Source organism: Aphanizomenon sp. CS-733/32 (genome assembly GCF_028330045.1).
Taxonomy (GTDB): Bacteria; Cyanobacteriota; Cyanobacteriia; order Cyanobacteriales; family Nostocaceae; genus Dolichospermum; species Dolichospermum gracile.
On record NZ_JAQMSE010000030.1, the window covers coordinates 1 to 14,166 of the forward strand.

At 39.4% G+C, this 14,166-nt stretch carries 13 protein-coding genes; 4 read left to right on the forward strand and 9 right to left on the reverse strand.

Annotated features, from left to right (window positions below; genetic code table 11):
* Window positions 1–207: 207 nt before the first annotated feature.
* Together PN471_RS02115 and PN471_RS02120 are read right to left on the reverse strand one after the other, a co-directional pair.
* The gene (locus tag PN471_RS02115) at window positions 208–1,620 is read right to left on the reverse strand and encodes an MlaD family protein (protein WP_271775466.1); all 1,413 of its coding nucleotides are present in this window, start codon (window positions 1,618–1,620) and stop codon (window positions 208–210) included.
* Window positions 1,621–1,671: 51 nt separating this feature from the next.
* A complete protein-coding gene (locus PN471_RS02120) occupies window positions 1,672–2,463 on the reverse strand; it encodes an ABC transporter ATP-binding protein (RefSeq protein WP_271775467.1) in 792 nt (263 codons plus the stop codon).
* 83 nt (window positions 2,464–2,546) lie between these two features.
* Here PN471_RS02120 and PN471_RS02125 point away from each other — a divergent pair, with 83 nt between their 5' ends.
* Both PN471_RS02125 and PN471_RS02130 read left to right on the forward strand, forming a co-directional pair.
* Complete coding sequence (locus PN471_RS02125) at window positions 2,547–2,942, forward strand: MAPEG family protein (protein WP_271775468.1); 396 nt, start codon at window positions 2,547–2,549, stop codon at window positions 2,940–2,942.
* Between the two features lie 297 nt (window positions 2,943–3,239).
* Entirely contained in the window at window positions 3,240–4,673 is a 1,434-nt protein-coding gene (locus tag PN471_RS02130; RefSeq protein ID WP_271775469.1) for a slr1306 family protein, read from the forward strand.
* Between the two features lie 174 nt (window positions 4,674–4,847).
* On the opposite strand, the gene PN471_RS02135 is transcribed toward PN471_RS02130, so the two are convergent.
* The 4 genes from PN471_RS02135 to cysS form a co-directional block, all read right to left on the reverse strand.
* Window positions 4,848–5,483 (reverse strand): HAD-IA family hydrolase, encoded by a 636-nt coding sequence (locus tag PN471_RS02135; protein ID WP_193897764.1) that lies wholly within the window; start codon window positions 5,481–5,483, stop codon window positions 4,848–4,850.
* Window positions 5,458–6,429, reverse strand: a complete 972-nt coding sequence (gene queG, locus PN471_RS02140) for a tRNA epoxyqueuosine(34) reductase QueG (protein WP_271775470.1) — start codon at window positions 6,427–6,429, stop codon at window positions 5,458–5,460. The genes PN471_RS02135 and queG overlap by 26 nt, the downstream gene beginning before the upstream one ends.
* A gap of 106 nt (window positions 6,430–6,535) precedes the next feature.
* Window positions 6,536–6,736, reverse strand: a complete 201-nt coding sequence (locus PN471_RS02145) for a hypothetical protein (protein WP_168645657.1) — start codon at window positions 6,734–6,736, stop codon at window positions 6,536–6,538.
* A 402-nt stretch (window positions 6,737–7,138) separates the two neighbouring features.
* On the reverse strand, window positions 7,139–8,602 hold the full coding sequence (gene cysS, locus PN471_RS02150) for a cysteine--tRNA ligase (protein ID WP_271775471.1): 1,464 nt from the start codon (window positions 8,600–8,602) through the stop codon (window positions 7,139–7,141).
* 141 nt (window positions 8,603–8,743) lie between these two features.
* On the opposite strand from cysS, the gene PN471_RS02155 reads away from it, so the two are divergent.
* A complete protein-coding gene (locus PN471_RS02155; protein WP_271775472.1) occupies window positions 8,744–8,866 on the forward strand; it encodes a hypothetical protein in 123 nt (40 codons plus the stop codon).
* Window positions 8,867–8,925: 59 nt separating this feature from the next.
* Window positions 8,926–10,038: a CobW family GTP-binding protein gene (locus PN471_RS02160; protein WP_271775473.1), complete on the forward strand. Its 1,113-nt coding sequence runs from the start codon at window positions 8,926–8,928 to the stop codon at window positions 10,036–10,038.
* A 396-nt stretch (window positions 10,039–10,434) separates the two neighbouring features.
* Here PN471_RS02160 and glgA read toward each other — a convergent pair whose 3' ends face one another.
* From glgA to PN471_RS02175, 3 genes are all read right to left on the reverse strand, one after another.
* Window positions 10,435–11,886 (reverse strand): glycogen synthase GlgA, encoded by a 1,452-nt coding sequence (gene glgA, locus PN471_RS02165; RefSeq protein WP_271775474.1) that lies wholly within the window; start codon window positions 11,884–11,886, stop codon window positions 10,435–10,437.
* 148 nt (window positions 11,887–12,034) lie between these two features.
* Entirely contained in the window at window positions 12,035–13,003 is a 969-nt protein-coding gene (gene hemC / locus PN471_RS02170; RefSeq protein WP_271775475.1) for a hydroxymethylbilane synthase, read from the reverse strand.
* Between the two features lie 529 nt (window positions 13,004–13,532).
* Window positions 13,533–13,907: a hypothetical protein gene (locus tag PN471_RS02175; protein ID WP_271775476.1), complete on the reverse strand. Its 375-nt coding sequence runs from the start codon at window positions 13,905–13,907 to the stop codon at window positions 13,533–13,535.
* Window positions 13,908–14,166 lie beyond the last annotated feature (259 nt).

Genomic DNA, 14,166 nt, shown 5'->3' on the forward strand with positions numbered 1-14,166 from the left:
GTTCAGGAGTTCAGGAGATCAGGAGTTCAGGAGTCAGGAGAAAGAAAGAAGAAAATTCTTTTCCCTATTACCTGTAACCTGTAACCTGTCACCTGTCACCTGTAACCTGTAACCTGTAACCTGTCACCTGTAACCTGTTACCTGTAAGCTGTATCCTGTCACCTGTCACCTGTCACCTGTAACCTATTACCTTTTACCTGTTCCCTGTCACCTGTCACCTACTCCCTTCTCTCGATATTCTCGGAGTTTCTGGAGGAGTTGTTCTTGGGATGAATTGGGTGATACTGGAACTGGTTGGGGGGTTGTTTCCACCTTCTCTGCTATTTTGGGTTGGGGATTTATCACTAATATTTGTTTTTGAGGAACAGGTGCGGTAATTACTACCTTGGATTGATTAGCATCAGCTTTGAGAGCATCTAGAGTTACAGCTACTTTAGTTTTTTCCTGGATGTCTTTGCTAGAAGAAACTAATTTACTCAGGCCATTTACCAATCGCAGCATATTTTGACGAAACTTAGGATCGCCTGTTAATTCATCTAAATCAGCGGTAATTTTTTGGGTATTCTCAAATGTAGCTCTCGCCGCATCTAAGGTTTGTTGCAATAAAACAATGTTTTTTGGATCATTTAAAGTTTTAGAGGCATCTTTTAAATTTACAGAAGCTTCGGCTGCATTTGCTGATAGGGTTTCTAAATTGGTTAATAATTGTCCTTGAGTTACGCGATTAATAGCAGGTGATAAACTTGTAACTGTTTGTCTAAGTTGGTTGCTTGTCTCCGTCATACTATTTAAGGTACCAACTAAAGAAGAACGACTAGTCGTGATGAGATTGTCTAAATTTGTCAGTAAGCGACCTGCTTGTTTAGCTGTGACGCTGAAATCTTTAGCCGTCGTCCCTAATTGATCTGCGGTTTTATTAGCAGTTGCAGTTAATTGGGTTGTGGAGCGTTGTAATGTAGATGCTGTTCCAGCAAATACATTTACTTGTCCTTTGAAGGTTTTGCTCAAATCCTGTAAATCCTTACTTAAATCGGCGATATTAGCAGCAGCATTAGCCGAGGTTTCTAAGGTGCGATTCACATTTTTATAGAACTTTTCGTTACTATATTGAGCCGCAAAAATGGTTGATTGACGCATTAGTTCATCTACACTAATACCAATTATTCCTTTTAAGCGAGAACCATTACAAATAATCAAGCTAGAATTACAGTCTTTATCTAGAGGTTTGGCGGATAACTTTCCTGGTAAATCTCCTTTAGGAGTAATTTCAATAATATTTTCGCTAATTAATCCACTTTGATTAGCTTCAATGAGAGAGTTACTGGGAATGATTAAATCAGGGGAGTTAATTTGAATTTCCACATCAATGGCGTTTGTTCCGGGTTGAACCTTGGTGATAGTTCCCACCTTCACACCCCGAAACCGGACGGCTGAACCCTTTTGCATTCCCCCAGCGTTAGCAAATTCGATAATGGCTTTGTAAGAAGCTTCTCCCGGGGAGATTCTATTTAACCACAGTAAAATTACTCCAAATGCGCCTAACCCTACCAGGAGCAATAATCCTACAGAACCTTCTCTCATCATGCGTGCAGACGTGAAACTGCTAATTAGACCTCGCATTTATTCCTCCACTGATAGTGTTAAACTCAGCAATTTTATTTGATTTGGTAATTAACCAGCTACTTGAATGGGTCCATTGACACTTCCACTCATAAATTGTCTAATTAGGGGATTTTCTGTATGATCTAAGGCATCTACTGTACCTTGCCATTGGACTTTTCCTTGATAAAGAAATACTATTTGATCGGATGTCCGGCGAATAGTGCTTTCTTGGTGAGTGACAATGGAGTAGGTACTACAGACTCCTTGTGTATTTTGTAAGTCACGGATTAAGTCCTCAATTACCGTTGAGGCAATGGGATCTAATCCGGCTGTAGGTTCATCGTATAATAAAACCTCGGGACTATCTGTAGGCCGTTGAGGATTTGACATAATAGCACGAGCAAAACTGACTCTTTTTCGCATTCCTCCAGAAAGTTCTGATGGGTAGAGGTGACTAATATCTGCTAGTCCTACCAATTCTAATTTTTGATTGACTAATTCCCGAATGTGCGATCGCTTGAGTCGAGAATGTTGATAAAGTAGAAATCCAATGTTTTCCTCGACTGTCAAGGAGTCAAATAGGGCCGCTTGCTGAAATACCATACCAATTCCCACTGGATCAGCAGCATCTTCTATTAAACCTTCTCTGCGTACTCCTTGAATATAAATTTCTCCCTCATCAGGTTTTAATAATCCGGCTATGATCCTTAAAACCGTTGATTTGCCAGTTCCTGAAGGGCCAATTATTCCTAGTGCTTGTCCTCGGTATATCTTTAAATCAACATGATCTAAAACCTTATTGTTACCAAAAGTTTTAGAAATACCTTTTAATTCAATTAATGGTTCTAATGTTTCTGTCATTGCTGGTTAGTAATTAATTAAATTCTCACCTGTCACCTATAATATTTGGTAAATTACGTTATTTTCCCATTTTACTCAAGTTTATGTCTCCTTATCCTAGTTTAGTTACTGTTTCCGCACTTATACTATATTTTGTAGTAACAATTAATGTTGGTATAGCTAGAGCTAAATATCAAGTCCCTGTACCGCAAACTACAGGAAATCCTGATTTTGAAAGAGTGCTAAGGGTACAACAAAATACTTTGGAACAACTAGCTTTATTTATTCCTGGTTTATGGCTGTTTTCTATTTATGTTAGTCCTATTTGGGGTTCTGTTCTGGGTGCTGCTTGGATAGTAGGAAGAATTGCTTATGCTTGGGGATATTATCAAGCTGCTGAAAAACGCGGTCCCGGTTTTGCAATTAGTTCTCTCAGCGGTATGGTGCTAATTCTTGGTTCTCTGGTGGGGATTATTTTATCTATGGTGAATCCCCAATAAATCTATAATAGGGTTTGCTGATAGCGAAGCGTGGCGTAAGCCATAAAAGTTATCTGTGATAGCGCAGCGTGACGTAAGTCATGGGCTAGGAGTCAGGAATCAGGAGGAAGAATTAGAAGAAGAGAAGAATAGTCTTGAATCTATTTTGGTGTGGTTACATCTATCCATCTCAACATTAATTCGGTGAGGATGGTAAATCTAAAGCTGTCAAACTGTTGTTTAAAGAGCTAGTTTTATCCAGAAAAAGTCTAGACTGAATGAAGTAAAAGCTTTTTCATCCCGTGGAGAATCACAGTTGTGAAGTTACAGCGACCAATATTAGTGGGAGGACTAGGACTATCGTTCTCCCTATGGATGTTAGACAGTTGGCATGATTCAATAGTGCAAGTAGGAGAATTCGGACTCCTGAGTGCAATGGCTGTCGCTGGCGGTTTGTGGTTATTCAATAAAAATCAACCCCAATTAGGTGAACAGCAAAATGATACAGTTGTTAGCCGGGGAGTCGTGGAACAGGCGATCGCTCAAACCGAAGTGATAATTAATCAACTCACCCAAGAGGTAGCTAATCATCCTCACCTAGCAATTCTCCGCGAAAACCTCGCTAAATTGCCCTTAGAACTAGATAGAAAGGAAATTGTTGTTGCCGTTACTGGTGGTAAATTCGTAGGTAAAAGTACAGTTATTGAAGTTCTACAAACTACTCTAACTCTTCCAGGAATGTCCTTGCATTTTGCGGAAACAGCACCTTTATTTTCCGTAGCTAGTGAAAATTCCGATGTTGTCACCTTATCAGAAATACAGAAATCTGATTTTGTCTTATTTCTGACCAACGGTGATTTAACAGATTCAGAATTTCAGGTTTTACAACAGCTAAAAGCCGCAAAACAACTAAGTTTGCTGGTTTTCAACAAACAAGATCAATATCAACCTGATGAACGCGCTACAGTTCTCCAATCATTAAAACAGCGCATGGGTGCAAATGTAGTAGGGACTGCGGCTTCTCCCGTACCTGTAAAAGTGCGAAAATATCAAGAAGATGGTTCTTTCCGAGAATGGATAGAACAACCAACGCCAGATATCCAGCAGTTGACACAACAGTTGCAGGAAGTAGTCCGACAGCGGGGAGAACAGCTAGTTTGTCATACTACAAATCGCAAAGTATTATTATTGAAAGCTGAAGCTAAAAATTGTTTAAATGGTGTAAGAAGAGAGCAAACTACACCATTTATAGAACAATATCAGTGGATTGCAGCGGCGGCGGCATTTGCTAATCCTGTACCGGCTTTAGATATTCTTGCAACTGCGGCGATTACTGCTCAAATGGTGATAGATTTGGGTAATATATATCAGCAGAAAATTTCCTTAGAACAAGCGCAACAAGTAGCGGGAACTATGGGAAGTTTAATGTTGAAATTAGGTTTGGTGGAACTTTCCACTAGGGCTGTAACAGGTATTCTGAAAACTAATGTTGCTACCTTTGTCGCCGGAGGAATGGTAGAAGGAGTTAGTGCTGCTTACCTGACAAGAGTAGCCGGATTAAGTTTAGTGGCGTATTTTGAACAGCAAGAAATTGCTTTAGGATCGGGAAGCGCTTTAAATCTCGACAAACTGCGTCAAGTCTTGCAAACTGTATTCCAGCAAAATCAAAAAATGGCTGTTTTGGAAGCTTTCGTCAAGCAAGGTGTGAAGCGGTTGTTACCGGAAGCCAAACCAGTAGAAGTTGTGGCTTAATCTTCCAAATTCCTGACTTCTTTAAGAAGTCGGGGATATCAATACTGTGTTCGGTGTTCGGTGTTTGGTATTCAGGATTTCAGGAGAAACAAGAAAGAAGAAAGAAGAAAATTCCTTCCCTGTCACCTGTCCCCGTGGAGTAGCACCTGTCACCTCTCCTCACAGACAACTTATTCAGCAAACCCTAATTACAGCCAATAATTCACTAGGATGATGAATTAAAAAATCTGGGTTTTGTTGGCTGAGGGCTTCGGAAGAATTAAAACCCCAACTGACAGCGACTACTTTGATATTGGCTTTTTTAGCAGATTCTATATCTCTAGTTTCATCACCGACATAAATTACTGCTTCAGGTTTGAAATGTTTTTGTCGCAACACATTATTAATAATTGTGGTTTTACCGAAAATAGTTACTCCTGAATAAATAAAGTCAAACAAATAGTCTAAGTTATGACATTTGAGAAATTGATTGACGTTTTCTTGGGAGTTAGAGGTAATAATTCCCAGGTGATAACCTTGATTGTGGAGTTCTATTAATGCGGTATTAATTCCCTCAATAGGTTTTAATTCTGGAATTTTATGTTTTAATTCTCCCTTTACTTTTTTAACCATAAAAGGAATTTTGAATAGGGAAATACCAGAATATTTAATAATTTCTCTGGCTGTTAAATTTCTCAATAGGACTAGTTCTTGCGAATTAATTGGCACATATCCAAATTCCAAGGCTAAACGATTGGCAATAGTTACAAGGGCATCTACTGTATCAGCAATCGTCCCATCGAAATCAAAAATTATTACTTTCTGGGTCATTATTATGCCTGGATTTGTCAAGATTAGCGCGAGCATTACGTCGTAACATTTCTGGTTTAATGCGTCGCAAGGCTGAAGCTGTGAATCTTTGATTCCACTCCTCATTTGATATTTGGGCTAATTCTACCAGCTTCGGGGCTAAATTCCCAGGATATGGTTGAAGATCCTTGACATTAGTTGGTTGAGCAAATCGCTGATTCCAAGGACAAATATCTTGACAAATATCGCAACCTGCTATCCATCCTTGTAAATGGGGTGTGATATTTGCAGGGAGTTCTTCGGCACGGTTTTCAATGGTATGATAGGCAATGCAGCGATTAGCATCTACGATAAAGGGTGCGGTAATTGCACCTGTCGGACAGGCTTGCAGACAACGAGTACAGGTGCCACAATGTTGGGTGGATGGGCGATCGCTTTCTAGCCCCAGATTGGTTAGTATTTCTGCCAAGAACACCCAAGAACCATATTTTCTGGTAATCACATTCCCGTTTTTAGCAATCCAACCAATGCCGGCTTTTTGCGCCCATACTTTATCTTGGACTGGCCCTGTATCTGCATAATAACGGGCTTTGACATTTTCGCCCAGGGATTCTAGCCAAGTAGCTAGTTCTTTGAGCTTTTTGTGCATAACTTTATGATAATCTCTTCCCCAGGCATAACGGGAAATTTTGCCGTACTCATCGCCCTGGGGACGTTGATGGGGGGTATAATAGTTTAAGGCTACAGATATGAGCGATCGCACTTCTGGCATCACTAAACGAATATCCTCACGCTTGGGGTTTTTCATCCATTCCATATCAGCGTGATAACCCATCTTTAACCAAGCTTGCAATTTTTCTGTCTCTGTGGTTTCTAAATCACCGACAGCAGCAATCCCTACTTCGTGAAATCCCAATTCTTTGGCTTTTGCTTTCACTACTGCGCTGCTTAATGTATTTTCATTCATGTTTCATGATGATAATTTTTTAGGAAATAATTAATATTTTTGGTGGGTTATTTGTTGCTAACCCACTGTTTTAACTGATTCAATAACCGCCTGCTCAAAATTTCATTTAAGAATCTTCTGGAAACACCCACTTTGGTGGTTCTGACATTTTTTTCCGCAGTCTTTCTTCAGCTATTTCTAGCATTTTGTCTAAAGAAGTTTCTTCGATGAATTTTGAAGCTGATTCTCGATACTCGATATTGGGACATTTATCACCTAAAACACACCCGTTGACACAGGCTTCAGCACAGTTAATTTTCTGTTCCACAGTCAATTCCTCTCTAATGTGGGTGTTTTGATTTTGTAAATAAATTCTACAACAACAGTTGGTAGACGTAAAGCTTGATAATTTCAAGGAAAGTAGTGATACCAAATTAAGATGAGGTTGAATAGAATCAGATATCCAGAATATTTGAACGCAGATAAACGCAGATAAACGCAGATAAATTAATGGATTTCATGATTCTGTGCCACCTCACATAAAATTGGTATTAACTCAAGTTGCTAGTTATCTAATTGAGGCTGGTAATAGGTAATAGGTAATAGGTAATTGGTGATGAAAACAGAGATTTGATCCTGTTCATCCTTTAATCCTGGACATCCTGATTCTGACAATGTACCTAACTAGCAACTTACGTTATTACTTATTTCTTCATTCCTAATTCTGGATTTAACCTTTGTGCCAGCGTGTGCCTTCTTTGCTATCTATTAAACTAATACCTTTTGTTAATAGTTGATCACGAATTCTATCAGATTCGGCAAAGTTTTTGGCTTTTCTTGCTGCTTGTCTTTGTTGAATTAGTTCCTCAATTTCCACATCACTTAAACCATCTTGTACAGGTGTTTCTGTATCTGGTTTAGCAGTTAAACCTAAAACATCTGCTAATGTAATTAAAGTTTGCCATTTTTCCAGTAATTCATGGGCAGAAGTTTCTGTTTTGCCTTGATGAACAATAATATTTCCTTGCCGAATTAATTCTTTTGCTAATTCAAAAATTACGGCTAAACCACCGGGGAAATTAAAATCATCATCAACAGCTTCTTTAAATTTATCAATCTCCGAATTTTGGATTTTAGATTTGGGATTTTGGATCAGGTTAGATTCATCCCACCCTAATTTTTTACCATGTTGATAACCGAAAAGTAATCCTTCTTTGATAGTATGCCAGCCGTTAGTTGCTGCTAATATAGCATCATCGGTAAAATCTATAGGTTTGCGATATTGTGCCATCATCACAAATAACCTTACCGCCATTGGGTCTACACCCCGATCTAATAATTGACGAATGGTGATAAAATTACCCAAAGATTTGGACATTTTTTCCCCATCTACCTTCACCATGCCATTGTGTAACCAATAATTAGCTAAAGGTTTGCCAGTGACAGCTTCCGATTGAGCAATTTCGTTTTCATGGTGAGGGAAAATTAAGTCAGCGCCACCAGCATGAATATCTATAGTATCACCCAGGCGATCGCGCACCATCGCCGAGCATTCAATATGCCATCCTGGACGACCTTTTCCCCAGGGAGACTCCCACGCAGGTTCATCAGGTTTTGCAGCCTTCCACAGAGCAAAATCAAAGGGGTATCGCTTCTTTTGATATTCGGCATCTTCCACATTTACCCGTTCACTTGCACCAGCTTGCATATCATCCAACTTGCGTCCCGAAAGTTTGCCATACTCAGCAAAACTTTGGACAGCATAATACACATCACCATTGGATGGATACGCAAAACCTTTGTGTTCTAAATCGTGAATTAATCTTTGAATCCCATTCATTGTATGTGTCGCGCGGGGATATTCATCAGCTTCTTTAATCCCCAACCGGGACATATCCTCAAAATAAGCTTGAATATAGCGTTCTGCAACAACTTCCATCGAAGAATCTTCTTCTCGTGCGCGTTTGAGAATTTTATCATCAATATCAGTAAAATTTTGGATATAACGCACATCATAACCAACAAACTCAAGGTAACGACGCACCACATCCCAAACAATACAAGCTCTAGCATGACCCAAATGGCAGTAATCATAAACCGTCACACCGCAGTAATACATTTTCACCTTTCCAGGTTCAACGGTGGTAAATTGTTCTTGACGACGGGTCAGAGTATTGTAAATAGATAGGGTCATAATAGAGTAATGCGGAAATCGGACGATAAACAATAATAACCCAAGTTGATGACAACGGCGTAAATGAAAACTTTATTAATGTAAGTTGCTAGTTAGGTAAATTGTCAGAATCAGGATGTCCAAGATTAAAGGATGAACAGGATGAAACTAGAGCTTTTATTACCAATTACCTATTACCAATTACCCATTACCAGCCTCAAGGATATAACTAGCAACTTGAGTTATTATTGTATGCAGCTTCATCTTAATTTAGTGTTACTCTAATGCCGAGTGGACAAAATCAAGATAAAATTTAGAGTACACCAAAATCCTCCTTCATGACTATGCCAACAACAGTTAATTCCGAATCTCACGCAATGGAAGTTGCCAAGCAAGGTTTACCAGTTACCATCATTACAGGTTTTCTTGGTAGCGGTAAGACCACTTTACTCAACCATATTCTCACAAATCAGCAAGGGGTGAAAACTGCGGTTTTAGTGAATGAATTTGGCGAAATTGGCATTGATAATGAATTAATTATTTCCACTGACGAAAACATGGTAGAATTAAGTAATGGTTGTATTTGCTGCACCATTAATAATGACTTAATTGATGCTGTTTACAAAGTTTTAGAAAGAGAAGAAAAGCTAGATTATCTAGTTGTAGAAACAACAGGTTTAGCAGATCCTTTACCTGTGGCTATGACATTTCTAGGTTCAGAATTACGAGATCTAACTCGGTTAGATTCTATTATTACTGTAGTTGACGCGGCAAATTATAGCTTAGATTTATTCAATTCTGAAGCTGCTTTGAGTCAAATTACTTATGGTGATGTAATTATTCTCAATAAAACTGATTTGGTTGATGAACCAACCTTACAGGATTTGGAGAAAAAAATTAACAATATCAAAGAAGGTTCCAGAATTATTCGCACAACAAAATCCCAAGTTCCCCTGCCTTTGATTCTTAGTGTTGGGTTGTTTGAATCTGATAAATATTTTGATAACCACGCAGAAGAACATCATGATCACCATGATCATGCTGATTGTGGACATGAACATCACGACGATCATGATCATTCTACCTGTGGACATGACCACCATGATCATGAACATCATCACCATTCTGATCATTTAGAAAATGATGGTTTTCTCTCTATTTCTTTCCAAAGTGATAAACCTTTTTCGATTAGAAAGTTTCAACATTTTCTAGATAACCAATTACCCACAAATGTCTTCCGTGCTAAGGGGATTATGTGGTTTGAGGAAAGTCCACAACGGCATATTTTCCATCTTTGCGGTAAACGCTTTACTATTGATGATGATCAATGGAAAGGTGAAAAGAAAAATCAATTAGTGTTAATTGGTCAAAATCTAGATACCGAAACCTTACTCCAGCAGTTAGAAAACTGTATTTGTCTTCCTTCTACCAGTAGAGGTAAGGGATTTGGGAAGTAGTAATTAGGGTTTGCTGATCATATCTAAACCCCCAACATATCCCCAACTTTTTTAATAAATTGGGGATCTTGTTGTTTTGCAGGTGTCAGATCCCACACGAAAAAGTTTTCAAACAACCTCTAAAAAAATTAGGGGAAATATTCATTATTAAGAATATCTTCAAGACTAAAAGGACATTGCTTTGGAAAAATCTCACCAGGTAAGTAGGTTGGCGTTGAAAATTGTCGTTATGGCAAGGCAAAAGGCAAGAGGCAAAAGGCAAGAGGCAAAAGGCAAGGGTGAAGAGGGTTTGGGAGATTTTACGTTTCTTTACACAGTTTGGTTTTATTGTGTTCACCTACTTAAACCTGTCTTTTGAATTGCTTGTCTTCTAGCTTGCCAATTTTCTCAAATACCTTAAACTGATTTTGCCGTTGGTGTTGCTTCTACTGCTGGTTCTACAGTTGGTTCTGTTGTTGCTTCTGGTTCTGGATCTGGTAAACCATAGATGGAACGATAAAGTTTATCGTATTCTTTAGCGGATTGATACCAACTGAAGTTTGCACTCATCCCCCGTTTTTGTAATTCTTGCCATTGGGGTTTGAAACGGAAACCCTCCCAAGCGCGAATCATACAGGTAAAGAGGTCTAGGGGTTCATAACGATCAAAGCAATAACCTGTACCCGCTTCATTGACAGGATCAAAGTGGCTGACGGTATCAACTAATCCCCCTGTGCGACGGACAATGGGAACAGAACCGTAACGCAAAGCCATCATTTGACTGATGCCGCAAGGTTCAAAGCGGCTAGGCATTAAAAAGGCATCTGTACCAGCGTAAATGCGACGGGAAAGGGCATCATTGTAAAGGAGGTAGGTCGCCATGCGTCCAGGATAACGGGATGCGAGTTGCCACATTTGGGTTTCATAATAGCGATCGCCTGTTCCCAAAAGGACAAATTGAGCATCTGTATAAGCCATGAAACGGTCAAGGATTTGTAATACTAAGTCCATCCCCTTCTGCTCTACTAACCTTGTCACCATGCCGATGAGAAAAGCATTAGAATTAACTTCTAAACCCACCTCTTCTTGCAGAGCTATTTTATTAGCTTTGCGTTGATCAAGGGTATCTATGGTAAAGGTTTGGTTAATGTATTTATCATTGGCAGGATCATAAATATCAGTATCTATGCCGTTAATTATGCCTGATAATTTGCCACTAACAAAAGATAATAACCCTTCTATTTGTTCACCATAGGCAGGTGTTTTGATTTGTTCGGCATAGGTGGGAGAAACTGTATTGACTTTATTGGCAAACTGGACTGCGGCAGCCATTGTATTATGTCCTTGCATATACCAGGGACACCAAGTAATTTTCTCTAAATACCACCGCCAAGGTCCTTGATAAGCGAGGTTATGAATTGTGAAGACACTAGTAATATCTGGAGATTGATTCAACCAAACAGGTAACATTCCTGTGTGCCAATCATGACAATGGACAATTTCTGGTTTCCAGTAATTCCAGCAAAATTCCGCCGCACCATTGGCAAAGAAGGTAAATCTCCAATCTTCATCTTCTCCACCATAAATCCGCCGGGGGAGGAAAACTGGATGTCCAAATAAATACAAAGGAACATCAGTTCCCGGCAGAACACTTTCGTAAACTGAAAATTCCTGGAACATGGCATAACCTTTCCAAATGGGTTCTTTGGGAACTGGCATTTTATCGGGAACAAAGCCATAGTAAGGCATGAAGATCCGCACATCATGACCCATTGCTCTCAAGACTTTAGGTAATGCACCTACAACGTCCCCCATGCCGCCAACTTTGGCAATGGGAGCGGCTTCTGCGGCTACAAATAAAATTTTCATGGTAATTGGTAATTGGTAATTGGGTAATTAAACTCTCTTCTCTTGGCTGTCACCTGTTGGGGTAATTAAACTCTCTTCTCTTGGCTGTCACCTGTAACCTGTAACCTGTAACCTGTAACCTGTCACCTGTCACCTGTCACCTATCACCCTATGATCCTCGTTGAATCTCGGTAAAGATTTTTTCTAGGATTTCTGTAGCGCCTTGTTCTCTGAGAATGCCAGCTAGTTGTGCGCCTAATTTTTCAGCATCAGCAGCCGCACCGATGACGGTATCTTTAACTATTTTTTGACCATCAACACTGGCGACAAGACCTTTTAATATTAATTGATCACCAGTGATTTCTGTATTTACACCAATAGGAACTTGACAACCGCCTTCTAAAACTCGTAAAAATGATCTTTCTGCTAAACAGCGATCGCGTGTTTGCGGGTGTTCAATAGCTTTCAGTAAGGCAATTACTTCCTCATCATCAGCACGGCATTCTATCCCCAAAGCACCTTGTCCAACGGCATGGAGGGAGACTTCGGGTTTGAGAATTTGATGGATGCGATCGCTCATTTCCAATCTTTCTAAACCAGCAACCGCTAAAATTAAAGCATCATACTCACCAGCATCCAACTTATCCATGCGTGTGATCAAATTTCCCCGCACATCCTTAAACATAAAATGAGGGAACTTATGGCGTAACTGTGCCAATCTTCGCAAAGAAGAAGTCCCAATTACCGCACCGGCTGGTAAAGTCTCCAGTATTTCACCCTGATACTTTTCATGCAGCACCACCGCGTCTGCGGGGTTTTCTCGTTCTGTAATCGCTGCTAGGGTCAACCCTGCTGGTAAATTAGTGGGTAGATCCTTGAGAGAATGCACGGCAAAATCAATCTCTTTATTGATCATGCCCAATTCCAGTTCCTTAGTAAATAGTCCTTTATCGCCAATTTTAGCCAAGGCTACATCTAGGATTTTGTCCCCTTGGGTAGACATGGTATGGACTTCAAAAGTAATATCGGGAAAGCTTTTCTGGAGTTCCGCTTGTACCCAGTATGTTTGAACTAAAGCTAGTTGGCTTTTACGTGAACCAATACGAATAGTGCGTGCAGAACTAGAAACTGAAGTCATAAAACTATTTGTCAAACCAAGCGATAAATTAACATTTATCTAGACTACCGCAGGGAGTGACTTACTGGATTAAATCGAGATAATTCTGTGAAGATTTTGTGTGCCAGTAACTTTACATTTATTTACAATTTATAGAAATAGATGCAATAATAATAGATCCCCGACTTCTCCGAGAAGTCGGGGATCTGGAAATTAGAATATAAGTAGGTTGGCGTTGAAAATTGTCGTTATGGCAAGGCAAAAGGCAAGAGTGAAGAGGGTTTGGGCGATTTTACGTTTCTTTACACAGTTTGGTTTTATTGTGTTCACCTACTTAATCAAGTTTACAAAAGATTAGGTGTAACGGAAGTTTGGTTTTTCAAAACAATTAATTTCCAGTTGATCATCGGCGCAGTGAAAGTTATGAATTGGTTGAAAAAAGTGAATTATTACCAAACTTAGATTTGTCAATTTTGGCGAAATATGTAGTCGCAGATGATCCTTTCGATGCAGCTTGAGAATTCTGAGAGAAAATCAAAGAAATGGGAAATTAGATTATTCCTGGTCCTTTACCTCGCTTATCAAAATCCTCTGTTAATAGACCTATTTTATCTTCATTTACTTCTCGCAATTCCTGTATCCGTTCGGCTTTTTCTTGTTCTGCTACCTCCCGCGCATCACCAGGAACTTCATAATACATTTCCGGTTCAACTGCATAATTATTTAACAACCCCTCTTTGTCCATAGTATAACCGTCCGTCGTCCGAATACTGTTAATATCAGTTTGGTCATTAGTGGACGCACTGGCAAGATCCTCTTCAGTTGGCAGGTGTTTATAATTTGCTCCCTCTCTTTTCATTCGTGCTGCTGTTTCTGCGGGAATTATGCCCCGATCATAGGTATCTGTGCTAATCTTTTCATTCATATAATTAGCCCTTTTTTCAGCATTACAGAAACCAGATTATAATTTTCTATCCAATAAACCTACTACCTTTAGGAATAATTGCCAAAAATACTTTTATAAAAATTTATCTATCTAGGGATTGCTGAAAAAGTTGTCTGTGAGGGCTAGGAGTCAGGAGTCAGGAGTCAGGAGTCAGGAGGAAGAATTAGAAGAAGATAAGAATAGTATTAAATCTGGTAAAGTGATAGGTTTTTGCTAATTTCAACCCTTATTCCTTGCA

Coding starts and splice junctions, on each gene's coding strand:
- PN471_RS02115 (WP_271775466.1), bottom strand. CDS start 1,620: ATGCGAGGTCTAATTAGCAGTTTCACGTCTGCACGCATGATGAGAGAA.
- PN471_RS02120 (WP_271775467.1), bottom strand. CDS start 2,463: ATGACAGAAACATTAGAACCATTAATTGAATTAAAAGGTATTTCTAAA.
- PN471_RS02125 (WP_271775468.1), top strand. CDS start 2,547: ATGTCTCCTTATCCTAGTTTAGTTACTGTTTCCGCACTTATACTATAT.
- PN471_RS02135 (WP_193897764.1), bottom strand. CDS start 5,483: ATGACCCAGAAAGTAATAATTTTTGATTTCGATGGGACGATTGCTGAT.
- queG (WP_271775470.1), bottom strand. CDS start 6,429: ATGAATGAAAATACATTAAGCAGCGCAGTAGTGAAAGCAAAAGCCAAA.
- cysS (WP_271775471.1), bottom strand. CDS start 8,602: ATGACCCTATCTATTTACAATACTCTGACCCGTCGTCAAGAACAATTT.
- PN471_RS02155 (WP_271775472.1), top strand. CDS start 8,744: ATGAAACTAGAGCTTTTATTACCAATTACCTATTACCAATTACCCATT.
- PN471_RS02160 (WP_271775473.1), top strand. CDS start 8,926: ATGCCAACAACAGTTAATTCCGAATCTCACGCAATGGAAGTTGCCAAG.
- glgA (WP_271775474.1), bottom strand. CDS start 11,886: ATGAAAATTTTATTTGTAGCCGCAGAAGCCGCTCCCATTGCCAAAGTT.
- hemC (WP_271775475.1), bottom strand. CDS start 13,003: ATGACTTCAGTTTCTAGTTCTGCACGCACTATTCGTATTGGTTCACGT.
- PN471_RS02175 (WP_271775476.1), bottom strand. CDS start 13,907: ATGAATGAAAAGATTAGCACAGATACCTATGATCGGGGCATAATTCCC.